The organism is Schaalia canis, assembly GCF_003858455.1.
Taxonomy (GTDB): domain Bacteria; phylum Actinomycetota; class Actinomycetes; order Actinomycetales; family Actinomycetaceae; genus Pauljensenia; species Pauljensenia canis.
This window is the reverse complement of record NZ_RQZF01000009.1, coordinates 121,953-144,935: the sequence shown is the minus strand read 5'-3', so window position 1 is coordinate 144,935 and position 22,983 is coordinate 121,953. Positions and strand designations below refer to the sequence as shown.

Below are 22,983 nucleotides of genomic sequence, written 5' to 3'. Positions count from 1 at the left end.
GCATAGTGCATTGTGTACATGGTGTGCCAGGCACATTGTGCACTAAGTCGTACATATCAAGGCCGCACTTGCCTGTGCTTCGCCTTCTGGCACACTTTGCTGAACATGCGTGTGGGGCGGAACCTTCTTACGGGGTTCCGCCCCACACGCATTGCTTGATAACGCCGCCACTTGGGCCTGTTCCCGCCAGGCTTCTGCTTCAAACGTTTCGGCCTGGCAGGAATAGGAATGTGCTCCTAATGGCCCATCTTTTCGCGCGCCACGATGCTCATAATGCGCAGATTCAGCAGAGCAAACTTCACAAGCTGAATGGGAATGCAGCGGCGACGGCGCAGCGTGCTCTTGGTGGGCAAAGGTGCGCGTGCAATGCGCTCAGCCTGCTCAGGATCAAGCTCTTCAATGGTGGGTGCTGTGTCAGACATGAGAATCTCCTTTTCGCCCGTCACTCAGGAATGAAGGTCCAGCCCGGGCGAGCCTTTGCCTTATGGATGAACAGGTGGTGCAGCATGTACTTAATCCAGTGTCCGAACAGGCCGATTTCACCACGAGTATGGCGCGGATGGCGCCCAGTCTCGGGGTACTTCTTCCAGTCGGGAACGACGGGGTACATGACCATGGCAGCAGCAGAACCGCTGAGGAAACTTGAACCTGTCGATGCTACACAAGCGGCGCCCATTCGCGTCATTGGTGCTTCGTGGGCTGCCTTATTCCGCCCCTTAATACGATCGATGATCGTGTCAGCGACTGCGCGCCCAATAGTGCCCGACGGCTGGCCGGTTCGAGGCGGAGCAGGAGCAATCAAAGTGCCAGTGGCACTCTTGCGAGGCTGAGAGATTGCGTGCGGCGGCGCGAAAGCGATACCGGCTGCAAACATATTGGGATAGGTCGGATTTTGGTAGGTGCGCGGCCAATCCTCAGCGCTCCAATCCTCGTAGTTGGTCTTAGAGTAATCGGCATCGACCTTCATGAAACCACTGGGAGCAAAAACCACGTCGGTGATGTCTTCGCCTGCCTTATTGAAGGCCTTGATGGGATGACCAGAGAAGGGCGGCAGCAGCATCGCAAAGTCGAAGGTGAGATCATGCTCCACTCCGTCAAGAGTCTCGTAGGTCAAACCACCTTCGACGACCTTCTTGACGGCCGCACCGCTGATAGCCTTCACGCCACGCTCACGGAAGATTGACTCAGTCCAGAGCTGCGAGGTAGTCATGAAACCATCTTGGTGGAAACGCATACCGCCCACACCGAAGTCACCCAATTCGGTTTCATTCGTGAGGTAGACGAGTTCGCACTTGTCGCGCACCCCTGCTTCACGCAGTTCAAACTCAACGTTGAAGGCGTACTCGAATGCGGCACCTTGACAGGTGCAAGTGCCATTGCCCATGCCCACAATGAGGCGCTGCTGTTGGCCGGAGCGGGCAGCCTCAATGACTTTAGCTAGCTCTTTGGAGGCATGCTCAGCGTGAGCGGCTGTGCATACCGAAACCGAATAGCCGTTGTCAGGGCCCAGACCGGGGGTTGCTTCAAACTTGAGCTTCGGGCCGGTGGCATTGATGAGGTAGTCGAAGGGAATACGCTCGACCTCGCCTGCACGATCGGGGGAGGTGTATTCGATTTCCACCAGGGCACTGGCATTGTCGGCGGTCCCCTCAGGATAGATGGCCACGGCACGAGCTTGATGATAGATCACGCCTTTTTTGGCATAAAGAGGAGCGAGAGGGAAAAGAACCTGCTCCTTTGTCATTTTGCCGGTGCCCACCCAGATATTCGATGGGATCCAATTCCATTGAGAATTGGGGGTGACGACAACAACTTCGTGGGCCTTAGAGAGTTTGCGGCGCAAGTGCATGACAGCAGTATGTCCTGCCACGCCAGCCCCGAGTACAACAACTCGTGCCATGGGAAAACCACCTCTTGTGAGTCATGGATAGCAGCGCATCCTTGCATGCTGCTGAGACACACTATAGGCCAAAAGGACTAGATCGAAGAAGTTTTAATACGACACTTTGCAAATAATGCTGGCAGGGTGTCGTCGGAATCCTCGTCAGACTCTACACAGTGGCGCCGTCGTCAAGGAAAGAAAAGGTGCTGTTTGTGGGCCGCCACGAGCTACAACACTGTAAGGCCATGAGCCCGGAAGCGTTCCCGGACGGCTTCGGTGTCCTCCACAGAAGGTGGGCGGGTATCTTTCAGCTCATACTCCAGACCCAAGGCCTCCCACTTATCCATTCCCATTTGGTGGAAAGGCAAGACTTCCACGCGGCTCACTGAAGGCCAGCGGGTAATGATCTCTGCGACGGCCTCGATATTCTCTTCAGAGTCTGTCCAGCCGGGCACGAGAACAAAACGCACCCAAATTTCCTTACCGAGGGCTGAAAGACGGTCGCCAAAATCGATCGTAGGCTGAAGCTGACGGCCGGTGAGTTTCTCATAGACATCAGGGATCCCCGCCTTGACATCAAGAAGAACCAGATCAACGTCTTTGAGCATCTCATCGCTGCAGGCAGCACCAAGATAGCCTGAAGTATCAATGGCCGTGTGAATCCCCATCTCTTTCGCGCCGTGAAGAACCTTGGCAGCAAAGGCCGGCTGCATGAGGATCTCACCGCCCGACAGGGTGATACCCCCGCCGGTCGCTTTGAAGACCTTGCGGTAGCGCTTAATGCGTTTTAGAAGCTCGGCGGTTTCAATGGGCTGGCCGTCTTTCATAGCCATAGTGTCGGGGTTATGGCAGTAGACGCAACGCAAAGGGCAGCCGGAGACGAAAACCGTCATGCGGGTGCCAGGTCCGTCAACTGCAGTGACCAATTCCCAGGAGTGGATAGAGCCGAGGTCACCGCTGCGCATCTGAGCAAGACGATCGGTACGTTCAACGTCGGTCAGCTCTTCTAGACCCGCAGTACCCGCACCAGCAAGACGCGCAGTAGGGGCCTGGAAATCTTGAACACCCATAACAGTGGGGGCATCCAAAGGGACAAGAGACATAACCGCTCCTAAAGGGATGGGAGGTGAGGTGCAAATGCGGGTGGCAGGCCCGTTATGAGCCCGTCACCCGCACCTACGAAACGTGGTCTGATTCAGCTCAGGCCGAGTGGTGGAAGGTACGCGACAGAACGTCGAGCTGCTGCTCACGAGTGAGCTTCACGAAGTTCACGGCGTAGCCGGAAACGCGAACGGTGAGGTTCGGGTACTTCTCGGGGTGATCGATAGCGTCTTCGAGGGTTGCGTGGTCGAGGACGTTGATGTTGGCGTGGTAGAGGCCTGCGTTGCCGCCGTTGGCCTCGCGTGCTGCCTGCATGTCTGCCAGACGCTCTGCGTAGGTCTTGGTTGCCATTGTGCTCATCTCCTTTTTCGATGGGGCTGGGTAAGGAATATCAGGTGAGTGGGGGAGAGGTGGGGCAAGGCGTGGGGTCTGCCCCGTCTCGCCCTCAGTCTTCTTCGGGAATGAAGCCAGCGTCGAGGATGCCGACCAGGTTGGACACCTGCTCTTCCTTGGTGCGGCCCAGGCCCTGGGGGGTGATGGTATTGGTCAGCGAGATGCCGTCCAATGCGTCGTTGTAGTCGAGCTTAGCGACCGAGAGCATGGATGCAACCATGCCGTGCGTATCCACACCGTTTTCGGGGTTGGCGCCGGGGGCGAAGGGGGTGCCTGCGCGGTGACCGGAGGGGAAATTACCTGTTGCCTTGCCGTAAACGACATTCGAGGTGATGGTCAGCACCGACTGGGTCGGGATGGCATCACGGTAGAGGGGGATGGACTTGATCTTGCTCATCACCGTGTGGACGACGGTGGCGGCAATATCGTCAGCGCGGTCGTCGTCGTTGCCGTAGGTCGGGAAGTCGCCCTCGGTGATGTAGTCGACGATCAGACCGGTTTCATCGCGGACAGGGGTCACCTTGGCGTACTTAATAGCGGCCAGGGAGTCAGCCACGATCGACAGGCCGGCAATACCACAGCCCATGGTGCGGATGATTTCCGAGTCATGCAGGGCCATTTCCATTGCCTCGTAGGCGTAACGGTCGTGGCAGTAGTGGATGATGTTGAGGGCTTCAACGTAGGTGCCCACCACCCAATCCAGCATCTCTTCGTACTTGGTCCACACCTCGTCAAAATCGAGGGGGCCATCGCCGGTAATAGGCTCGTAGCCTTCCACAACCTGCTTGCCCGACATTTCGTCGCGACCACCATTCATGGCGTAGAGCAGGGTCTTAGCGGCGTTCACGCGAGCGCCGAAGAACTGCATCTGCTTGCCAATCTTCATCGGTGACACGCAGCACGCGATAGCGGCGTCATCACCCCAGTGGCAACGGATCTGGTCGTCAGATTCGTACTGGATGGAGGAGGTTTCAATGGAGATTGCCGCGCAGAAATCCTTGTAGCCTGCGGGCAGTTCCTCATCCCAGAAGATGGTGATGTTCGGCTCGGGCGCGGGGCCCAGGTTGCGCAGGGTCTGGAGCAGGCGGAAGGAAGTCTTGGTCACCAGGGTACGGCCGTCGTCACCAAAGCCTGCGTCTGACCAGGTCGCCCAGTAGGGATCGCCGGAGAAGATTTGATCGTAGTCAATGGTGCGCAGGAAGCGAACGATGCGGAGCTTAATGACGAGGGCGTCAATGATCTCCTGGGCGTCGCGCTCAGTGATGGTGCCATTGGCCAGGTCGCGCTCAAAGTAGATGTCGAAGAAGCCTGAGAGACGGCCAATTGACATGGCAGCGCCGTCCTGGGACTTCACCGATGCGAGGTAGGCGAAGTAGGTCCACTGGACAGCTTCCTTCGCGGTCTTTGCGGGGCCGGAGATGTCGAAGCCGTAGTCGGCTGCCATCTTCTTGAGCTTCTTAAGGGCCTTGATCTGCTCGGAGTGTTCCTCGCGGTAACGTGCCCAGTGCTCGGAGAAGGGCTGGTCAGCAACGGCGTCCTTATCGGCTTCCTTTTCAGCGATGAGGATGTCAACGCCGTAGAGGGCCACACGGCGGTAGTCGCCAATAATGCGGCCGCGGCCGTATGCGTCGGGCAGGCCGGTAATGATGTGCGAAGAGCGCGCGGCTCGAATGCGGGGGGTGTAGATGTCGAATACCGCGTCATTGTGGGTCTTGCGGTACTGGGTGAAGATCTTCTTGACCTCGGGGTCGATCTCCTTGCCAGCTTCCTTGATGGCAGTTTCAACCATGCGCCAGCCGCCGTTGGGCATCATGGCGCGCTTGAGGGGAGAGTCGGTCTGCAGGCCCACGCAGACATCATCGTCTTCGGAAATGAAACCGGGGGCAAAGGCGTCGATGTCGGCGGGGGTGTGGGTGTCGACGTCAAGGATACGAACCTTGCGCTCTTCACGCAGGTAGTTTTCCTCGAGGGTCTGCCAGACGCGCAGGGTCTTTTCGGTGGGGCCCTCTAGGAAGGCGGCGTCGCCCTCGTAGGGGGTGTAGTTGAGCTGGATGAAGTCGCGGACGTCGATGGTTTCCGACCAATTTCCGGGCGCGAAACCAGCCCATGCTTCGGTAGTGTCGATCGTTGCGCTCATCTTTGTCGTCATGATCCCTCGTTTCAGGTGTTCCGGGTCCCGTGGGTGGGGCCTCCGGTGGGGAGGTTGAAGCCTCCGTGTGGCGCCGGTTGGGCGGACATCTCTATTGTCCGTGTTTCCCGGCGAGTGGGGTATCAAATGTAAGGGTGTGGACCTATGGCCTACCTCTCAAAGCCTAGAAATTGCTAGACCGGTCACATGCCATTTGGGCCGAAAGTCCCCGCTCAACCGATGTCCCCTGTCATGCAGTGGCTCCACTGCTTTTTCTCCTACGATAGGCCACTATGGAGCTTCTTTCTCTGCCACTTTTCATCCTCATCTGTGCAGCTCTTGACGCCTTCCACGATCCGCGAAAACTGCGTATTGGAGTGGCGCTGCTAACGGTGACTCTGATGACTGGTTCCAGTGTTCTCGCCGCTCTTATGGGGCAGTTGCCGACTATCCCAGGCTTTGAGGACTCCGAACTGGCAACGTGGATACTGCTCCTTCTGTGTGGCGTGACTGTTGTTGGCATCTGTGTACTCGCGGGTCTGCTCATCGCCAACGGTGTGACCATGGTGCGCAAGGAAGGCAGAGCCCTTGCGCATATGCTTTCCCTTTTCCTTGGGGTGGGCATTCTGGCGTATGTGATGGGAGGCTTCCTCGCCGCTGCACTGAGCTTTTTTAATGTGGTGGCTTTCCTCCTCTTCCTCGCTTTTCCCCTCGGCTGGATCGGTTATGGTCTTGTGGCCTACCTGTTCTATTCGGCCATCTACGGCTTTTGTGTTCGCCACTTTGCCGGGCCGGTTTACGCCGTGATTGTGCTGGGTGCAGGTGTGCCCGATGGTGTGGTTCGTCCGCTATTGGCTGGGCGCATTAGCCGCGGCCTGGAGTGGGTGGATCGTGAAGATGCACGAGGCCGCCGCCCTCTGCTCGTCATGTCGGGAGGCCAGGGTCCTGACGAACCCTTGTCTGAGGCCGAGGCAATGGCGAAGTGGGCACAAGACAGGGGTGCAGATCCTCAGCGTCTTTTCGAGGAACGGACCTCCACAACTACGGAAGAGAACTTGCTGCATTCAGCGAAAGTTCTATCTGCCTATGGTCGCCTTGGGCGCTGCGCAGTGGTGACCAGTTCCTATCATGCTTTTCGTGCGGCACTGCTGATGCGTACCGTTGGATTGCGCGGCTATGCCATTGGCGCGCCCACGGCTCGCTACTACATGCCCAGTGCTCTTTTGCGTGAGTATGTGGCGATCCTTCGTGACCACAAGTGGCTCAATATCATCGTGATCGGTCTGATGCTCTTGCCTCCTGTATTGCTGGCAATCAACTCCCCGGGAGTGTGAACAGCCCTGCCTTCTGCACAAGATCGAGGCTGCCACGTTATGGACGTTGCCGCATGAGCAGGACGAGATTGCCTAGACTCCCTGCTATTGACCTCGATATTCTCCCTATTCGGTTGTCGCCATTCGTACGGTAGTGCTACCCGCGCATGCGAACACAACTGATGTGGAGATCCCCGCACCTGATGAACAGGAGAATGTATGTCGGAGCATTTGCCTCTCGTGTCTGTTGGCGTCCTTGGCGCTGGAACAGTGGGATCGCAAGTCATTCGACTCATTGGCGAACACGCCACAGACCTGAGTGCCCGCTCGGGCGCTCGCATTGAGGTCACCTCCGTCCTCGTGCGCTCCCTTGATGCCCAGCGCGATGTTGAGATTGATCCGGCACTCCTGACCACCGACCCTGACACTGCCATCAACGGCAAAGACCTCGTCATTGAACTTATTGGTGGCATCGAGCCTGCCCGAACCTTCGTCATGCAAGCCCTCACCCAAGGCATCACGGTTGTGACAGGCAATAAGGCCCTCCTTGCTGCTCACGGCCCGGAGCTGTACGAAGCTGCCGCCGCCAATGGTGCTGATCTTTACTACGAGGCCGCCGTCGCCGGCGCGGTTCCCGTCGTTTATGGCCTGCGTGAATCCCTTGTGGGCGACAAGATGATGCGCGTCCAGGGCATCGTTAACGGCACAACGAACTTCATCCTGGATTCCATGGCCTCCAAGGGCATGTCATACGCCGACGCCCTCGCCCAGGCTCAGGCTCTGGGCTTTGCCGAGGCTGACCCCACGGCCGACGTTGAAGGCCTGGACGCTGCCGCAAAGTGCGCAATATTGGCCTCTTTGGCTTTCCACACCCGCGTGAGCATTAACGATGTCAGCGTCGAGGGGATTACCTCCCTGTCGGCTGAGGATATGGCCGAAGCCGCTGAGTCGGGACACACCATTAAGCTGCTTGCCATCGCCGAGCGTCGCATTGATGGTGAGGGCACCGAAGGTGTGTCCGTGCGTGTCCACCCGGCGCTTGTTCCCAACACTCACCCGCTGGCCAGTGTTGATGGGGCCTTCAACGCCATTGTTATTGAAGGTGAATCTGCGGGCCGTCTGATGTTCTACGGCCAGGGTGCAGGCGGCGCTCCCACCGCATCGGCAGTTCTTTCCGATGTTGTTGCTGCCGCTCACCACCGTGCTTACGGCGGGCATGCCCCTCGTGAATCGGTCTACGCTGACCTGCCCATCTGCGATCATGGTAGCGTTCGCACTCGCTACCGCGTGCGTCTGCATGTCGCTGACAACGTGGGCGTCCTTGCTGAAGTTGCCGGTATCTTCGCTGCTCAGGGGGTCTCTTTGGATTCAGTGAATCAGCGCCCAAGTTCAGGTGAGGGAGAAGCCGTCCTTACTGTTACCACCCACGATGCCTCCGAAGCCGATATGACAGCCGTCATTGAGGCCCTCATACAGGCATCCGTTGTCCGTGAAATCGCATCAACCATCCGCATGGAAGGGGAATGATTATGGCTCACCAATGGCTTGGCCTCCTCAACGAATACGCTGACCGCCTTCCCCTTGTTGAAGGTGACCCCGTTGTCACCCTGCGCGAGGGCGGCACCCCGCTGGTGTACGCTCGCGCGATTTCAGAGCGTGTTGGTGCCGAGGTGTGGATTAAGGTCGAGGGCGCAAACCCCACGGGCTCTTTCAAGGACCGCGGTATGACCATGGCCGTGTCGAAGATCGCTGCCACTGACACAGAAATGATTGCCTGCGCCTCCACCGGCAATACCTCCGCATCTGCTGCCGCTTATGCGGTTGCCGCTGGCCTGCGTTCGGTGGTTGTCCTTCCTGCTGGCAAGATTGCCGCTGGCAAGATCGCTCAGGCTGTTATGCACGGTGCTCAGCTCATCCAGGTGGATGGTAACTTTGACGATTCCTTGCGTATCGTGCGGGCGCTGACCGAGGCCTACCCCGTGGCTTTGGTGAACTCGGTGAACCCCTACCGCTTGCAGGGCCAAAAGACCGCGGCCTTTGAGATTGTTGACGCCCTGGGGGATGCTCCCGACATTCATGTCCTGCCTGTGGGGAACGCTGGCAATATCTCTGCCTACTGGATGGGCTTCAACGAGTATGCGGGACGCGCAGTGGCCTCTACGATGGAGAACTCCTACCAGCGTCTTGAGCCCGTTGCCACGAAGGTTCCCATGATGTGGGGTGTGCAGGCCGCGGGCGCTGCGCCTTTTGTTGCCGGTGCTCCTATTGCGAATCCTGAGACCTTGGCTACCGCTATCCGTATTGGCGCCCCTGCCTCGTGGGATTACGCCGTTGCTGCCCGGGATGATTCGAAGGGGCAGATCACGTCGGTCACGGATGAGCAGATCCTTGAAGCGCAGCAGATTCTTGCCGCTGAGGTCGGAATCTTTGTTGAGCCCGCATCGGCGGCATCCGTTGCTGGCCTGCTTCAAGCAGCGCAGGCACATCAGGTACCCGAAGAGGCGCGCATTGTGTGCACGGTGACGGGCAATGGCCTCAAGGACACTAAGACCGCTCTGGCTGGCCTGGGTGCCGGTGATGATGTCGAGGCCGAGGTTGTGCGCGCCGACGTTGACGCTGTCGCTGCTGTTCTGGGTCTTTGACGAGCAGTAGGCTATGCAGGTGGGGCACTCACGCTCTGGCGTGAGATGTGCTCCACCTGCATCTCTTTCCCGTCCGTGTGCCTCTCACGCCTCCACGAAAGTAAAGGATGGCCATTATGCGTCTGCGCGAAGACTTCGTTGCCGTGAAGGTCCCTGCGACCTCGGCCAATCTTGGCCCAGGCTTTGACAGTCTTGGTCTGGCTTTGAGCCTTTATGACGATATTGCTGTTCATGCCGTCACCGGAGCAACCTCGGTGGTCATTGAGGGGGAAGGTGCAGGCAGCGTTGACACGGGCGAGAACAACCTTGTTGTGAGGGCTTTGCGCATTGGACTGGACCATGTGGGAGCCCCGCAGGTGGGGATTCGTATGCACTGTACGAATCGGATTCCTCATGGCAGAGGCCTCGGTTCCTCCGCTGCAGCGATTGTGGCCGGGTTGACGTTGGCGCGTGCTCTCGTGGGGGATCCCGAGGTGCTCACTGCCGGGGATCTTTTGCAGTTAAGTGCGGATATGGAAGGGCATCCAGATAATGTTGCCCCCGCGATTCTGGGCGGAGCAACGGTGGCGTGGATGGAGAACGGGGTTGCTGGCGCTTTGTCGGTAAATCCGCCGGAGGCCATTGCCCCGCTTGCTTTCATTCCGGCCTTTGAACTGTCGACGTCGAAGGCTCGTGCCGCTTTACCTGCGCATGTGCCTCACGGTGATGCTGCTGTCAATGCGGGGCGTGCGGCTTTGTTGTCGGCGCTATTGGCGAATGGGTCCTCGCGTTTTGTATCCGCTGAAGCTGACGGGGGTGACGGCATACATGAGCTGCTGATGGCGGGTACACAGGATCGTCTGCATCAGGAATACCGTCGTGGCGCAATGGAACCTTCCCTGGCCCTGGTGGATTGGTTGCGAGAGGCAGGATTTGCCGCGGTGATTTCAGGGGCAGGCCCCACTGTTTTGAGTTTGGAGGCTGTACCTGCTGATGTCAGAGAGCAGGCTCGCGCCGCCGGATGGACGGTGGTGAATATGCCGGTGGCGCGCCACGGCGTGTCAGTGACGAGGGGGCGTTTGGCTAAAGTGGCGCTCTGATTGTGCGAGGCAGTTCACCTTGGCCAGTCGGGTAATGTGCGCTAAACGGCACACTTGTGTGGGGTGAAGTGTGCCCAGAGGGGAAAAAGCTTGCTATGCTTGGGGTGTTGGACAGGTTTCCAACCTCAGGTGGCACCTGAGTTTTCGTCATCAAGTGACGTTACCCTTCTCGCAGATTGTTCGCCCTGCGTCACTAGGTTTCCTAGCAAGTTTCGGCAAACACCTCTGATTAGGTGGGGTAGTGTCCTTTACCTTCCCTGAGGATTTCCATAGGGATGTCACCCTGCCTTCACAAGGCCCTCAAAGTGAGGATCACTTCGTGAGTAACGAACTCCCCGCAGGCGTTTCCGCCGCATCGCTGCCCAGCATGAAGCTGGCTGAACTCCAATCTGTTGCTTCCCAGATGGGGCTTAAAGGCATCTCGAAGATGCGTAAGTCTCAGTTGGTTGAGGCTATTTCTGCGGCAGCCGGTTCGACTGCCGCCCCCGAATCTTCCGCATCTGCCGCGCCCTCGCGCGCAAAGAAGCCCGCCAAGGCAGAGAAGGCGGCAAAGAAGGCTGACGCTGCCGAGCAGGATACTCCCGTCCTTGACCTTCCGACACCACAATCAGAAGCTGAGCCGGTGGCATCGGATGCTACCGAGCGTCGCGGCCGTGGCCGCCGTCGCCGCGTGTCCACCGATGGCGCCATTGACACCTCCACCATTCAGCTTGACCTTCCCGCTCCCGTTGCGAAGAAGGACGAGGACAATGCCGAGGCTCCTGCCGCTACTGAACCAGCGATTGAGCTGACGGAGATTGAACTTCCTGAAGGAGATGGGACGGAAGGCCGTCGAGGCCGTCGTGACCGTAATGCTCGTCGTCGTGGACGTGACCGCGACCGCCGAGATAACGGTGATCGCCAGAATGGGCAGAATGGTGAACGCTCGCAGGAGGGCTTCAAGAGCCGCCGCGATCGTCAGGGCGAACCTCAGATTCGTGAGGATGAGCCCCTTGCTCCCATTGCGGGCATCCTCGATATTCAAGACAATCACGCGTTCGTGCGAACCTCGGGCTACCTGCCTGGTCCGAATGATGTCTACGTGACCCTGGGCAACGTTCGCCGCTGGGGCTTGCGTGCTGGTGATGCTGTGGCAGGTGCTGTCAAGCCTCCGCGTGAGGGAGAACGTCAACGCCAGAAGTACAACGCTCTTGTGCGCGTGGACTCAGTGAACGGCATGAGCATTGAGGACGCGCAGCGTCGCCGTGAATTCGGCAAGCTGACCCCGATTTACCCCACCGAGCAGCTTCGTTTGGAAACCACCCCCAAGGCCTACACACCTCGCGTCATTGACCTGGTTGCTCCGATTGGTAAGGGCCAGCGTGGTCTGATCGTGTCCCCACCCAAGGCCGGTAAGACCATGGTGATTCAGCAGATCGCCAAGGCCATTGAGATTAACAACCCCGAGGTTCACCTCATGGTGGTTCTTGTGGATGAGCGTCCTGAAGAAGTCACCGATATGCGCTCGATCGTCAAGGGCGAGGTCATTGCCTCGACCTTTGATCGCCCCGCATCCGATCACACGATTGTTGCTGAGCTTGCCATTGAGCGCGCTAAGCGTCTGGTGGAGCTTGGTCAAGACGTCGTGGTGCTGCTTGACTCGATTACCCGTCTGTCTCGCGCCTACAACCTGGCTGCCCCTGCGTCGGGTCGTATCCTTTCCGGTGGTGTGGATGCTTCGGCTCTCTATCCGCCTAAGAAGTTCTTCGGTGCTGCCCGTAACCTGAAGGAAGGCGGCTCGCTCACCATCGTCGCTTCGGCCCTGGTGGAGACCGGTTCGAAGATGGATGAGGTCATCTTTGAAGAGTTCAAGGGCACGGGCAATATGGAGCTGCGTTTGTCGCGTCAGCTCGCTGACCGTCGCATTTTCCCCGCTATCGATGTCAATGCTTCGGGTACCCGCCGCGAAGAGACTCTCTTTGCTCCCGAAGAGCTGCGCATCATGTGGAAGCTCCGTCGAGTGCTCGGCACTCTTGAACAGCAAAGCGCTTTGGAGATTGTGCTCGATAAGCTCAAGGAAACCCAGTCCAATGCTGAGTTCCTGATGCTCGTCCAAAAGACAACGCCGAGCGCTGACTGAGGTTCCATCACCTGAGGTGTTATGCACCTGAACGTCATGGCCGGGGGCGGAAGGGAAACCTTCCACCCTCGGCCGTTACAGTGCCAAAGTGCCTGAAGCGATGATCGTCCGTCAGCCAAAAAAGCTTTTGAGGGGCAGTCTCTTCCGGTGGACTTAAAGTGAGGAGGTATGAGACTTTTTCGCCATAATGAATAAAAGTGAACCCCCTCTACGAGACACAAGGACGAATGTGTGAACAACACGATCCCACGACTGCACTCATCTCCGCAGGAGAGAGCTCGGATCGCTGTCATCCTTGTGCTGAGTTTTCTCATACTCATTGCCTCTTCTCTGGTGGTTGTTGCTCTGTTCATCAACACAAAACAACCGCTTGAGACAGTACGTGTCTACGACAGGGGGCAAATCCTTGACGGCGACAGCCTATATCACAGCCTGAAAGCTCACCGCGTGGACGAAGAGCTCGCTGTCATCGTTGTTAGTGTTGACAGCGGCCACGGGGTGCCGCCCGACGTAGAGCTGTGGAATTTCTTGCGAAGTAACCCGCATGTGGACAGATGGCTTGTCCCAGGGGCGAAGGAAGGCCCAGCCTCACCGTCCTCGCCAGATCCGCGGCTGAGGGGGCGCGTTATTGTGATGGCGATGAACGCTGATAATCAGATGTGGGCAGCAGTTTCGCCGGATTTATGTCCCGATGAAGCGAGCTGTGATGCACTGCTGAGAGTAGTGTATTGGGACTCTCAGGCTCACACTCGAAACGATGCGTTGGAGGCGGTGGTGGCCCGTCAGATTAACCATCTTGACTCTGGTCTCTACCCACGTCTGCTTGGCCTTACTTTTGCCTTGTTCGCTGGTGGGGCCGCTGCCCTAGCCATTATGGAGATCGACAGTGTAGGGGTGAGAAACCGGAAGAGTCTTGCATGGATTTTGACACAGTATCGTGAGCTTGAGAGCCAGGCATTGGAGCGCTTCAGAGAGGTAGAAAGGATCCTGGTCGCCGATATGCACGCTCTCGATGCTCTCACGCATTACCAACGGTATGTGGAAAGTATCGAAGCGTGGGAGACAACAATGGCCTCCTACCTGCCACTAAGGTTCATCGAGTCCTGCACGCCCACGGCCGAAAAGAGCGTGGAACGTTTTGAATCAGCCCTAGAGGGACTCAAGATCTTGAGTGCTGAACGCGAAGGAATCGCCGATCTGATTGCCGGCAATGCGGCTGGAACTCAGCGCTGGGAGGCGCATGTAGAACTCGTCCGCGAAAGTATCCGTCACTATAGATCGATGTGGATCAGAGCCTATGAAGCCCCATCGGGAATCGCTCTGAGCGCGGGGGATGTTACTTCGGAGACATTCAGCTCTCAGTTGAGTGTGATTACCTGGGACTACCGGGAGGGGCGTATCGACATTGTCGAAGCCTTTCGTCGATTGGTGGCACTGCGGCGTGATCTGAAGCGCCAGGCCTGGATGATTGCGGTCCGTCATTGCGCGCAGGAGATTCTTCTGATTGAAGAGGGTACGCTCAATGTGGAGGAGCAACTTTATGAGAAGGTGCGTGCCCACCTTGAGGAGGAGTTTCTCAGCGACCTCCCTAACATCGACTGGCGAACTCTCCCTGATCTGTCCGGGCGCGAGGAGGAATACTTCCTCGCCGTTGCTCGCAAGAGGAAGGCCGATGCGGGGGAGCAGGACGAGGACGACACGGAGGTTTTCGTCGGCTCTTTGGGGGCTTTGCGCTTTGTCTACGAGCAACGGCTTAAGATGCTCAACATCGAGAACACGAGGCATGAATGACATCCCGCTTTCGACCGTCAGGAGCGTTGCTCACCTACGCATTGGTTAGTGTCTTCGCCCTATTTGCGGTATTTGCCCTCCCCGCGCTCTACGTTTTCGGCAGAGAGGAAGATCAGCCGATTGATTCCGTGTACATTTACGATGCGACGAAACAACTCAACGAAACGGAGTTGAGTAATCGCCTCGCCAGGAAGCAGTCACACCGTCTCCTTCACCTCGTCGTATTCGTCTCTGATACACCTTTGGCCAGCCCCCCAGAGCTGACGCTCCGAGAGCACGTGGCTGCGAACCCGGAGCTGGAGTGGGTCGATGAAGGTACTCCCAGCCGATGGCGGGAAGGACTGGCTGCACTCGTCCTTTCCCATGATTTTGGGCAGTTGAGCATCGTCGAAGCAGATGATCTTCGCAACACCCGAGGGAGGCGCTTGAGGGTCGTAGATGCTATTAATCATGCGCATGAAACGAAGCATTTTGACGAAGGCATTGAACGAGCGCTGGACGCCTATGTGAGTGAGGTGGATGAAACTCCCTGGGGTAGCTATTCCCTAAGATTCTTCACCTTCACCCTTTCTGCAGCGGGGGTGGGCTGGTTTGTCGTGCTTTTCTATCGGCGCCACTTCGCTACATTGGCGTTCAGGCAGGCTCAGGTGTGTTTTAGGCGCTCCCATGTTGTAGTTGATGAATGGAAAGCTCAGTATGCCTACGCCGAAGCCACCGGTGATGGCACGGAACGAATGAAGCAAGAACTGCACAAGTACATGGCCCGTTATGATGCTTTCCGAGGAGCCTTGAATGACTTCGGAGAACTAGGATTTTGGGAGTCTTTCACCGCTTTGGCCAGTCACCAGGCCGAGGCTCTCTGGTGGCAGGGGCTTGCTCTTATCGATGTTGAGCGAGACGCGCAACATGAGCTTTACTTGCCGGAGGACTCTGGGCTACGTATGAGACGCCGACGGGTACGTATGCGGCAAATGGCGGTGCGACAAGCCTCGCGATTATTTGTGGACAAGTGAATGAATGCGTGAATCTCTTATCAGCATGGCAGACTTGGGGTGTCGCACCGTGCCTGTCGATTGAAGGATCATTCATGTCCGTTGATTCTCCTGTTTCACTGCCGTCACCTACCGTGGCCGTAGTCAGGTTCCTTTTTGCCTGGATCACAGGTCTGACTCTGATCGCCGTATTGACCTACGGTGCGATCTGGGTGTGGGGTCTACACGGTGCGCCTTCCGTTGAAGTCCACGACAATGCGGGGATCCTTGATGAAGCGGCACTTGAAAGAGAACTCGCATCTCTTTCCTTTAACGGCCCGGTTCATATTGCCGTGCTGACGATGAATAGTCAGGCGAGCTCCGGTGAGGAAGTGAAGGAAGAGATCAAGCATTACGCGTTGAGTCATGTGACGGAAGCGCCGTGGGTCTACGAGGACATTAGTAGTCCACAGTGGATCTGGGCTGACACTCTTGTTCTCTTTGCGATTGTGCCGAATCAAGATGCAGTTCTTGTGGCAAAAGGCGGCTTTATTCGTTTTGACGTCTCTGAAGAGACGATCAATAAGGAGGAGCTTTCTGCACAATTGCCGCCGGAGAAGCTCGTGAAAGGTATTGCTAATAAAGCTTCTCAAGCTGAGCCAACCCTGCCCCTTCCCGAGCGGCCGTGGTGGCAAAAAGTTGTGCCAATTCTCATGGGTGCCTTAGCTGTATTCGGCATCCTCGCCGCATTGGGCTCCATTCTTGCCCTGCGCGACAGGCTGACACAACGCGCGGCACTCATGCAGAGACTCAGGGTTCTTGCTGAACTCAATAAGGAAGAGCTGACAGTCATCGCGCGCTCCCCGTACTCATCAACCGAAGCGGCACACTACTTCTATCAATCTGAGCGCGAGAAACAGAACATTGAGCAAGGAATTGATCAGGTGCGTGCCCTTTTGGCTCTGAGTATTCCTCAGATGACCTCTGAGTATGCGCATAAGCAATTGGCTCGTCTGGAACAACAGGTGACGACCCTTGAGCGTTCTCTAGAGAATGAGCGGTCGGATGCTGCTTTCCTGGTCAACGCAGGGGATTGGCGATCTGGGTGGGAAAAAGAGATTGCCAGTGTGAAAGCGGACTGCCAGAGTGCACGGTCTTTCTTGCAGAGCACGGATTGGTTTCCGACCTATGACAATCCAGATGGGGCACATTTTTCGGCCCTTCCTGACAGAGTCCTTTCTGAATGTGAAGGGGTTGACAGGGCCGTAACATCGGGGGAAATCGAGCCAGCTTTAGCCCTGAAGCGTTTGCGGGAATGTGACACACGGCTTCGGCAGTGGTTACTTGTTGACATTGTCCGTCTGATGAAGGCATCGGGTATGCACGTTCGGCCCTTTAACGAACGATTCGATGACAAGGTCGTTGCTATCGAAAGCAGATACTACGATCCGCATGGTGACTTATCGCGTGAGAACCTTATGAGGTATCGCCTTGCTGAGGCCGCCCCGGGTGCTGTGGGCGGTAGCGCTGTTGCTCACTATGTGTCCCTTGGGGCACTAGCGCAGGCTCTGGAAGAGTGGGTGTAAAGACTCTACGCCTGGACAACAGTATTCTTGCCTGAAACCAGTATTCTCGACAGGGAAGTACGCGAGGGAGTCTGTCATGAATGGAATGAGCGAATTAACCTCCTCACCCGTGGGGTGGAAGATTTTCCGTGTGGTGGCCGGTTTCCTTATTGCTTTTCTTGCAGCCGCGGCTTTCCCTGCATTGCAGTTTTTTGGAAAACCAGCCACCCAAGCTCCTGTCAGCGTTCATGTGTATGACGAGGCAGCAATTCTCAACGATCGTGAACTTGCTGGCGCGATTGCGCAGCTTCAGTTCGTTCGCCCGGTCAAGATCTCCATTCTGACCTTGCCCTCGTTGGATGACGAAAGCCTGAATTATCGCACGCTGGAATACGGTCGCACAGCGGCTTTGGAGGATGCGTGGATTTCTCCAGAGAACCCTAGGTTCTGGGCGGATCAGACGGTGATCCTCGCACTCGCACCCCAGGAACGCAACGTTGGAACGTACTTCGGTGAAGATCTTGCTATTGATGTCAACACTCAACTTGCTATTCAAGAGAGCATGAAGGATGATCTGCGGAACTTTGAGTTTGACCAAGCCTTCTATAAGGGGGCTCAGGCTGTAGCTGCTGAGATTGACACGTCACTGGCGAATAGCACCCTTGGGTGGGGTGTGTCAGGTTTTGCAAGTGCATGTGGCCTTTACTGGTTCGTTCAGCGTTTTTCATACCGCGCTCGTAGTCGACGCCTCCTTCAGGAGGCGCGCAGCAACTATGCGCAGGTCAGCAATGACTTTGAGGCAACGAGCATTGATGCAGGAATCCTTGACCTTACTGATATTCACGGAAGGCGCGTCTACGAACGTTACGAGCAGTATCTCAGTGACTACCACGAGCTCACGCGTCTCTTCCAAGACTTCGGTTCCTTGGGGTTCATTGATTCACTCTTTCCAGAAGGAACGAAGAATGTCACCATTTTGCGAGATAAAGCGGTAGCGCTGAATGCGGTTGACGACGGTATCTCAAATACGGCTGCCTTTCTCTCAATGAGTTCGCGATGGCCCGAGGTATGGAGGAATGAAACAGGGCCACTCTTTGAGGATATTGACGCCCTCGAACAGCTCATCAGTGATACGCGCGGGGTGCCGGAAGGCTTGCGGTCAAGTGCTCGCGCCGATGCGATGAAGGCGCGTCATCGACTGTGGGCGATGCCTGCCGAACTAGAGGCAAGAACTCTGAGCCCCTCGGATGCTCTCAGTGAGCTTGACCGTATGAGCAATATGTTGTGGAGCCTTTCACGGCAAGTCCTTGACGAGGCGATGCGCGCAGCGCGTCAGCGCGGAGAGAACGTGGGTGCCACTGACGTTGATGACCTGTTCACAGGCAATAGCACTCCCTATCGAGGGCAGTGGCGCGAAAGAGGGGAAGTGCAGACCTATCGACCCGGGTCAACGATTCGGGCCAACCGCGGCAGGATGGCAAGCTCTGTGCCGTCATCCACGGCACTAGCCGGAGTGGTAGTGGGGTATTCCTCCTCACGGATGAACCCTGACTATGTTGCCTCACTGTCACGTTCTTCTGGGGCGGGAGGCTCCTCATCTTCGTCGAGTTACTCGTCTTCTGGTGGGGGCGGCGGCGGTTTTTCCGGTTCGGGATCGTCCTCATCGTATTGACGAGCGTATTTCCCGTGATGCAACCAGGTAATACTCAGTGACATGGGGGTATAGTCGCTGTGCGTCGTAGCCTTGACGCAGATAGTTGAGGTACAAGGAGGAACCCGAGTGACCCCGATAGACCAGCCGAAGAAGTCTTTTACCCCTTTGCTCTACTTCTTAGCGAAGAAGTCTCCCCAGGCGTGGCTAGCGGGGGTGATCATCCTCAGCCTCGTCGGGATTGGATCGGGCGCAGGTATTCTTCTGCTCCGGCACGTCGTGGGTTTTGCTCCTTGGTCGGTCACTATTGAAGATGAAACCGGCAGTGTGGACGAGCAGTCTTTGACGGAAGAATTAGAACGACTTCGCTTCAGAGCGCAGGGGGTTCGCGTAGCAGTTGTCATTCTCAACCCCGACACTTCCCGTCCCCTCCAAGAAGCCGCCTTGGAATATGGCAGGCATACTGCGGATCAGTCATTTCTTGAAGGAAGAAACTCTCCCTACCTGAACGGTATGACTCTCCTTATCAGTGCCCGCCCTGGCAGCGGCGAATACGCCTATGCCCTGGGGAATAGCCTGAAGCAGGGATATTTTTCTCTCCCTGGTGGTTCCGGCGAGTTTCTTATTAAGCCCTCAGCGGCACTCACCGAAGAGAACATCACCATGATCGCCCGCGATATTTCGCCCACTATTGATTGGAAGGGCGGCCGCCGAAGCGGTGGCACCATGCTTGACTTTGTGGGCGTACTCTTCATCGTTCTGACGATTCTTGGATGCGCGATGATTGTGCGCCGGAAAGCGCGAAATCTTGCCCTACGTGATGAGATCTACGCTGATCTTGCTGTCGCTCGGAGCAGCTATGACAGGGTTGTCGCTGCCCTGGATGCCCAGACTGTTGATCCGGCTGAGTACCCTCGTCTGGTAGCGCGCGTGAATGACCACCGGCGTGACACCGACGATCTTGGCGCGCGGTGCGCCAACATCACACTTGATGGTGTGGCGGCGTACTCTCCTGCAACAATGTCAACGCTGGTGGATTTGAAGGAAAGGTCGGCAAATATTGCAGCCCAAGGGCGTGCGCTGACGCAGGAACTGTGACCATTCCGGGTCATTTCTGCTGCCTGTGCGCGGACGGCCGGGGGAGGAGGGGGATATCCTCGAAAGACCATGCCCCCTCCAAGGGACGATGTCGGGCATGTCACGGCCTGGCGCCTGGGTTGACATGGACGAGATCACCCCTTTAGTGGCAAAATTACTTCTCGGTTCTGGTTCACCTTTGAGACCAATCCCCAAAGGACCCAGCGCCCTCGAATTCCTAAGGAGAAAACCATGAAGCAGGGTATCCACCCCGAGTACGTTGACACCAACGTCACCTGCACCTGCGGTAACGCTTTCCAGACCCGCTCCACCATTACTTCCGGTGAGATGCGCGTTGACGTGTGCTCCGCTTGCCACCCCTTCTACACCGGCAAGCAGAAGATCCTCGACACCGGCGGCCGTGTCGCTCGCTTCGAGGCTCGCTACGGCAAGCGCGTTAAGTAACGCTTTCCTTCGGCGCCGGTGGTCACTGCGACCACCGGCGCCGTTGTGTCACTTCCAGCCTCGTCCCCATCACCAAGGAGCCTCGCGTGTCACACGTCGGAACTGAATTCGCTGCCCTCGAACCATTGTTGGAAGAGTACGCGCAAGTTGAAGCCCAGATGGCTGATCCTGCTCTGCACGCCGACCCCTCCCGAGCACGCTCCGTTGGACGGCGATTTGCTGAACTCGGGCGGATTAACGCCGCCTACCAGCGTTACTCAAGCGCCGCAGAGGACCTCGACGCCGCACGCGAACTTGCCCAAGAGGATCCCTCTTTCGCAGAGGAAATCCCCTCGCTTGAAGAAGAACTTGCCCAGGCTCACTCAGCCCTACGCACGATCCTCATTCCCCGCGACCCTGACGACGCCTGCGATGCCATCGTTGAGGTCAAAGCCGGGGAAGGTGGCGACGAATCCGCCCTCTTTGCCTCCGACTTGGCACGCATGTATGCCCGCTACGCTGAATCCAAGGGATGGAGCGTGACGGAGCTTTCCGCCACCCACACGGAACTGGGCGGATACAAAGACATCACCCTAGCAATTCGCGCAAAGGGCACCCCCTCGCCTGAAGAAGGCGTATGGGCTCACCTCAAATACGAAGGCGGCGTCCACCGCGTTCAGAGAATCCCCGTGACCGAATCATCTGGCCGAATTCACACCTCTGCCGCAGGTGTTTTCGTCATGCCTGAGATTGACACGGATGACACGGTCGTCATTGACCCTAACGATCTACGCATTGACGTCTATCGCTCCTCTGGCCCTGGCGGACAGTCCGTGAACACCACTGATTCGGCTGTGCGCATCACACACTTGCCGACCGGCATTGTTGTTTCCATGCAAAATGAGAAATCTCAGTTGCAAAACAAAGAGGCTGCCTTGCGTGTGCTTGCCTCTCGTTTAGCAGCCGAGGCGAAAGCCAAGCGTGAGGCGGAGGCCAGCGCTCAGCGTTTGTCTCAGGTGCGAACGGTGGACCGTTCAGAACGCATCCGCACCTACAACTTCCCTGAGAACCGTATTGCCGATCATCGGACGGGATTCAAAGCGCATAATCTCGATCAGGTGCTCAACGGTGCATTAGGGCCGGTTATTGCCTCTGCGATTGAGGCGGACGAGGCCGCACGCCTCGCTCAGGCAGGTGGGGCGTGACCCTCACGCCCGCAGGGTTTTCCACACCCGCTAGCCATGAGTTCACTGTTGCCGAGCTAGTCGCCTGGGGTAGTGAACGCTTAGGCGGCTTAGAGGGCGCTAATCCTGTCATGGATGCGCGCACGCTCATGGAGTGGGTGTGTGGCGTTGATAGCTTCTGGCAGGTTCCCTCAGTTATTGGCGCACACGCGGCTGAACGTTACCGTAGCGCGATTGCGCGACGCCGACACCACGAGCCTCTCCAACATATCGTGGGGCGCATGTGGTTCCGTGCCCTCACTTTGGAAGCCCGCCCAGGTGTGTTTATCGCCCGCCCTGAAACAGAAATGGTCGCCCAATACGCCATTGACGAGGCAGAAACTCTTGCTCGCTCGCGTTCGCAACACAGTGCTGGGCCTCTTGTTATTGACCTGTGCACGGGGTCGGGGGCGATTGCGCTCGCCCTAGCTACCGAAGTCCCAACCAGTCGCGTGTATGCCGTTGAACTGATGGACGAGGCCTACGCCCTGGCTCAGTTGAATTGTGAGCGTCTGGCTCCGGGGCGCGTCACCCTCGTGAAAGGGGACGCCACCACCGCATTGACTGAACTTGACGGGCGTGTGGACGTGGTCGTTGCCAACCCGCCCTACGTTCCCCTGGCTGACGTTACCCAACCCGAGGCTCTTGCTGACCCGCCAGAAGCCCTCTACGGTGGGGGAGAGGACGGCATGGTGATCCCTCGGGGCATTATTCACCGTGCAGCACATCTGTTGAGGCCGAGCACAGACACAGACAAAGGGGGCCTGCTCGTCATGGAGCATGCCGAGAAACAATCCCAACAGCTTCGTGAGGTCGCCCTGGCTGCAGGATTCCGCGACGTTCGCACTGCCCAGGATCTGTCGGGCGCCGACCGCATGCTCATCGCCCGAGCCCCCCTAGCCACTACCATGCCTCCTACTGAGAGTCTCCAGGAAGACGAATGAGCCTGAACTACGATGCACACAGCGGCCTTGCCGATGCCGACTGCCACTCCCTTGCCGCCCTCGTCCGTGAGGGAGGGGTAATTGTGTTGCCAACCGACACGGTTTACGGCATCGGCACGATTGCTACTCGTCCAGAGGCAATCACCCGCCTGCTTGCCGCCAAGGGACGAGATCGTCAGATGCCGCCCCCCGTGCTCGTGCCTACTGCAGCGAGCATTGACGAGCTGTGCGTCAATGTGCCCGAAGCGGCCTACCGCCTGGCAGAGGCCTACTGGCCGGGAGGTCTGACCCTCATCCTTGAAGCTCGCCCCGACCTGGGGTGGGACCTGGGGGAGACGAATGGAACCCTCGCGGTGCGCATGCCTGACCACGAGGCCACCCTCGCCCTCCTTGCCGCCACCGGTCCGATGGCTGTGACGTCAGCAAACACCACGGGAAATCCCCCTGCCATCTCCATTGACGAAGCGCGAGGATACTTCGCCGACCGCGTTGACGCCTACGTTGATGGAGGACAATCGAGAGTCGGAACGGCCTCGTCAATCATTGACCTCGCCCACGGGCAGGCGCGTGCTCTGCGCGTGGGGGCTCTATCCTTAGAAGAGCTCAGCCAGACGGCTGGCATCGTTATTGCTCCGCCGGCCTCGTAACGCGAAGCATCAC

At 57.6% G+C, this 22,983-nt stretch carries 19 protein-coding genes; 14 read left to right on the top strand and 5 right to left on the bottom strand.

The window, feature by feature from the left end:
• Positions 1-236: 236 nt before the first annotated feature.
• The 5 genes from EII11_RS08525 to pflB form a co-directional block, all read right to left on the bottom strand.
• Positions 237-422 (bottom strand): hypothetical protein, encoded by a 186-nt coding sequence (locus EII11_RS08525; protein ID WP_124871515.1) that lies wholly within the window; start codon positions 420-422, stop codon positions 237-239.
• A 20-nt stretch (positions 423-442) separates the two neighbouring features.
• Positions 443-1,900, bottom strand: coding sequence for an NAD(P)/FAD-dependent oxidoreductase (locus EII11_RS08520; RefSeq protein WP_124871513.1), 1,458 nt, complete (start codon positions 1,898-1,900; stop codon positions 443-445).
• 209 nt (positions 1,901-2,109) lie between these two features.
• Positions 2,110-2,985, bottom strand: coding sequence for a pyruvate formate-lyase-activating protein (gene pflA / locus EII11_RS08515; protein WP_124871511.1), 876 nt, complete (start codon positions 2,983-2,985; stop codon positions 2,110-2,112).
• A 97-nt stretch (positions 2,986-3,082) separates the two neighbouring features.
• Entirely contained in the window at positions 3,083-3,334 is a 252-nt protein-coding gene (gene grcA2, locus EII11_RS08510; RefSeq protein WP_124871509.1) for an autonomous glycyl radical cofactor GrcA2, read from the bottom strand.
• A gap of 94 nt (positions 3,335-3,428) precedes the next feature.
• A complete protein-coding gene (pflB, locus tag EII11_RS08505) occupies positions 3,429-5,525 on the bottom strand; it encodes a formate C-acetyltransferase (protein WP_124871506.1) in 2,097 nt (698 codons plus the stop codon).
• Between the two features lie 272 nt (positions 5,526-5,797).
• Between pflB and EII11_RS08500 the strand changes: the two genes are divergently transcribed.
• The 14 genes from EII11_RS08500 (at position 5,798) to EII11_RS08435 (ending at position 22,970) form a co-directional block, all read left to right on the top strand.
• Positions 5,798-6,838 carry a YdcF family protein gene (locus tag EII11_RS08500; protein WP_124871503.1) on the top strand — a complete coding sequence of 347 codons (1,041 nt, stop codon included), beginning with the start codon at positions 5,798-5,800 and terminating at the stop codon, positions 6,836-6,838.
• 198 nt (positions 6,839-7,036) lie between these two features.
• A complete protein-coding gene (locus EII11_RS08495; RefSeq protein ID WP_124871500.1) occupies positions 7,037-8,344 on the top strand; it encodes a homoserine dehydrogenase in 1,308 nt (435 codons plus the stop codon).
• A 2-nt stretch (positions 8,345-8,346) separates the two neighbouring features.
• The gene (thrC, locus tag EII11_RS08490; RefSeq protein ID WP_124871497.1) at positions 8,347-9,459 is read left to right on the top strand and encodes a threonine synthase; all 1,113 of its coding nucleotides are present in this window, start codon (positions 8,347-8,349) and stop codon (positions 9,457-9,459) included.
• Between the two features lie 116 nt (positions 9,460-9,575).
• Positions 9,576-10,538, top strand: coding sequence for a homoserine kinase (thrB, locus tag EII11_RS08485; RefSeq protein ID WP_124871493.1), 963 nt, complete (start codon positions 9,576-9,578; stop codon positions 10,536-10,538).
• A 319-nt stretch (positions 10,539-10,857) separates the two neighbouring features.
• The gene (rho, locus tag EII11_RS08480; RefSeq protein WP_124871490.1) at positions 10,858-12,657 is read left to right on the top strand and encodes a transcription termination factor Rho; all 1,800 of its coding nucleotides are present in this window, start codon (positions 10,858-10,860) and stop codon (positions 12,655-12,657) included.
• A gap of 231 nt (positions 12,658-12,888) precedes the next feature.
• A complete protein-coding gene (locus tag EII11_RS08475) occupies positions 12,889-14,448 on the top strand; it encodes a hypothetical protein (RefSeq protein WP_124871487.1) in 1,560 nt (519 codons plus the stop codon).
• Complete coding sequence (locus EII11_RS08470; protein WP_124871484.1) at positions 14,445-15,461, top strand: hypothetical protein; 1,017 nt, start codon at positions 14,445-14,447, stop codon at positions 15,459-15,461. Before EII11_RS08475 ends, EII11_RS08470 begins: the two co-directional genes overlap by 4 nt.
• 74 nt (positions 15,462-15,535) lie before the next feature.
• Positions 15,536-17,005, top strand: coding sequence for a DUF5129 domain-containing protein (locus EII11_RS08465; protein WP_124871482.1), 1,470 nt, complete (start codon positions 15,536-15,538; stop codon positions 17,003-17,005).
• A gap of 76 nt (positions 17,006-17,081) precedes the next feature.
• Entirely contained in the window at positions 17,082-18,656 is a 1,575-nt protein-coding gene (locus EII11_RS08460) for a DUF5129 domain-containing protein (protein ID WP_124871479.1), read from the top strand.
• Positions 18,657-18,764: 108 nt separating this feature from the next.
• Complete coding sequence (locus tag EII11_RS08455) at positions 18,765-19,733, top strand: hypothetical protein (RefSeq protein WP_124871476.1); 969 nt, start codon at positions 18,765-18,767, stop codon at positions 19,731-19,733.
• Positions 19,734-19,964: 231 nt separating this feature from the next.
• A complete protein-coding gene (gene rpmE / locus EII11_RS08450; protein WP_124871473.1) occupies positions 19,965-20,177 on the top strand; it encodes a 50S ribosomal protein L31 in 213 nt (70 codons plus the stop codon).
• Positions 20,178-20,263: 86 nt separating this feature from the next.
• Entirely contained in the window at positions 20,264-21,361 is a 1,098-nt protein-coding gene (prfA, locus tag EII11_RS08445; RefSeq protein WP_124871470.1) for a peptide chain release factor 1, read from the top strand.
• Positions 21,358-22,323: a peptide chain release factor N(5)-glutamine methyltransferase gene (gene prmC, locus EII11_RS08440; protein WP_165867125.1), complete on the top strand. Its 966-nt coding sequence runs from the start codon at positions 21,358-21,360 to the stop codon at positions 22,321-22,323. Before prfA ends, prmC begins: the two co-directional genes overlap by 4 nt.
• Complete coding sequence (locus EII11_RS08435; RefSeq protein WP_124871466.1) at positions 22,320-22,970, top strand: L-threonylcarbamoyladenylate synthase; 651 nt, start codon at positions 22,320-22,322, stop codon at positions 22,968-22,970. Before prmC ends, EII11_RS08435 begins: the two co-directional genes overlap by 4 nt.
• The last annotated feature ends 13 nt before the right edge of the window (positions 22,971-22,983 follow it).

What these genes read in the sequence shown, in the direction of transcription:
- EII11_RS08525 (WP_124871515.1), bottom strand. Translation starts at nt 422, where the DNA reads ATGTCTGACACAGCACCCACCATTGAAGAGCTTGATCCTGAGCAGGCT.
- thrB (WP_124871493.1), top strand. Translation starts at nt 9,576, where the DNA reads ATGCGTCTGCGCGAAGACTTCGTTGCCGTGAAGGTCCCTGCGACCTCG.
- thrC (WP_124871497.1), top strand. Translation starts at nt 8,347, where the DNA reads ATGGCTCACCAATGGCTTGGCCTCCTCAACGAATACGCTGACCGCCTT.
- rpmE (WP_124871473.1), top strand. Translation starts at nt 19,965, where the DNA reads ATGAAGCAGGGTATCCACCCCGAGTACGTTGACACCAACGTCACCTGC.
- EII11_RS08470 (WP_124871484.1), top strand. Translation starts at nt 14,445, where the DNA reads ATGACATCCCGCTTTCGACCGTCAGGAGCGTTGCTCACCTACGCATTG.
- EII11_RS08460 (WP_124871479.1), top strand. Translation starts at nt 17,082, where the DNA reads ATGAATGGAATGAGCGAATTAACCTCCTCACCCGTGGGGTGGAAGATT.
- EII11_RS08495 (WP_124871500.1), top strand. Translation starts at nt 7,037, where the DNA reads ATGTCGGAGCATTTGCCTCTCGTGTCTGTTGGCGTCCTTGGCGCTGGA.
- grcA2 (WP_124871509.1), bottom strand. Translation starts at nt 3,334, where the DNA reads ATGGCAACCAAGACCTACGCAGAGCGTCTGGCAGACATGCAGGCAGCA.
- EII11_RS08465 (WP_124871482.1), top strand. Translation starts at nt 15,536, where the DNA reads ATGTCCGTTGATTCTCCTGTTTCACTGCCGTCACCTACCGTGGCCGTA.
- EII11_RS08520 (WP_124871513.1), bottom strand. Translation starts at nt 1,900, where the DNA reads ATGGCACGAGTTGTTGTACTCGGGGCTGGCGTGGCAGGACATACTGCT.
- EII11_RS08500 (WP_124871503.1), top strand. Translation starts at nt 5,798, where the DNA reads ATGGAGCTTCTTTCTCTGCCACTTTTCATCCTCATCTGTGCAGCTCTT.
- EII11_RS08435 (WP_124871466.1), top strand. Translation starts at nt 22,320, where the DNA reads ATGAGCCTGAACTACGATGCACACAGCGGCCTTGCCGATGCCGACTGC.
- pflA (WP_124871511.1), bottom strand. Translation starts at nt 2,985, where the DNA reads ATGTCTCTTGTCCCTTTGGATGCCCCCACTGTTATGGGTGTTCAAGAT.
- pflB (WP_124871506.1), bottom strand. Translation starts at nt 5,525, where the DNA reads ATGACGACAAAGATGAGCGCAACGATCGACACTACCGAAGCATGGGCT.